Source organism: uncultured Aurantimicrobium sp., assembly GCF_936931525.1.
Lineage (GTDB): Bacteria > Actinomycetota > Actinomycetes > Actinomycetales > Microbacteriaceae > Aurantimicrobium.
In genome coordinates, this window is sequence record NZ_CAKZII010000136.1 from 1 (window position 1) to 1,255 (window position 1,255).

Below are 1,255 nucleotides of genomic sequence, written 5' to 3' on the forward strand. Positions count from 1 at the left end.
AGCGGAAGCAATGTTCACGATGCGGGAGGGACGCTTGCCGTCAATCATTCCCTTGAGGAATTCATGAGTAATGAACATGGGTGCCAGGGCATTGATCTTCATGATGAACTCGGTGTCACGCTCGTTCTCGTGTTCCCAGAAATAGGTTCCACGAACTACGCCAGCGTTGTTGATGATGATGTCCACACCACCGTGGTTCTCTATGACATTGGCGGCTGCCTTCTCGATGGCTGTGCGCTGTCCAATGTCGACCAGCATGGGGACGATCTCTTGAGTGTTGTCCGCGTGAACACGAAGAGCCTTGGTGGTTTCACTGAGGGCTTCTTTATTGATGTCCCAGAGAATGACGGTCTCTGCGCCTTCGGCAACAGCACGCTCGGCATAGAGGCGGCCCATGCCCATGGCAGCGCCGGTGATAAGGATTCTGGTTCCTGCAACAGTGAAGGTCATAGCTTTACTCTACTCACGCGCGTTTGTTGCGTGAATGTGCTGTTTTAGTGCGTGATATTGCCTAAACTTGCTGGTTTCACGCAAGATTTCGCTGAAACGTGCGTGCATTCTCCGTTAGCGTTGAATCATGACACAGGTACTCGACATCACTGCTGCTGCAGACATCACCGCCACCACTCCAGCATGGGTTGCTCTCAAAGAAGCTGCCGTTGCCCTTCAGGCTGTGCAGATCAAAGACGGTTCGATTCCTGATGCCAGCAACCACGCTGCAGCCGGTGGCCACGTTGCTGTGATCATCGAGTCCATTCACGAACTCCTCCCAGCATTCCAGCACGATGCCGCATACCTCGAAGCAGTCATTGCTGACCTCGGTCGTTGGGTCGAGGGTGGCTTTGCTGAGCCAGACTTCCTCGCCTCTATCTTGGCCTTCGCTCCCGCTGACCAGCGTGTGAACGGTGTTCGTCACTTGGTTGTCTTCCCGATGTACACCCAGAACGGCAGCACCAACCGTTTCGTTGAAGCAGTCCTCGTTGAAGTGATGTGGCCTGAGTTCATCTCCGAGCTCGAAGCTGGCGACTACGGAAACAAGCTGTTCCTGCCCCTGCGCTTTATTGACTTCACTCCTGGATACGACACCAACTCGGCTGTGCTGTTCCCCGAGACCGTGGCCATGAGCGAGGTCCCCGCTTTCAGCTGGGGCGCTATCTTCCAGGATCGCGAAGCAGCTCGCTTCGCTGTTGTGACCAAAGCTGCTGCTGAGATCACCGGACTTGAGCTTCCTGCAGATGCAGAGGAGCTCTTGACC

The 1,255-nt window shown here is 55.1% G+C and carries 2 protein-coding genes; one reads left to right on the forward strand and one right to left on the reverse strand.

The window, feature by feature from the left end:
- Positions 1-450 (reverse strand): SDR family NAD(P)-dependent oxidoreductase (locus Q0362_RS06520; RefSeq protein WP_298121507.1); only part of this gene is annotated, 450 nt, incomplete at its 3' end.
- Between the two features lie 127 nt (positions 451-577).
- Between Q0362_RS06520 and Q0362_RS06525 the strand changes: the two genes are divergently transcribed.
- A partial coding sequence (locus Q0362_RS06525; RefSeq protein ID WP_298121511.1) for a DUF6421 family protein occupies positions 578-1,255 on the forward strand: 678 nt, incomplete at its 3' end.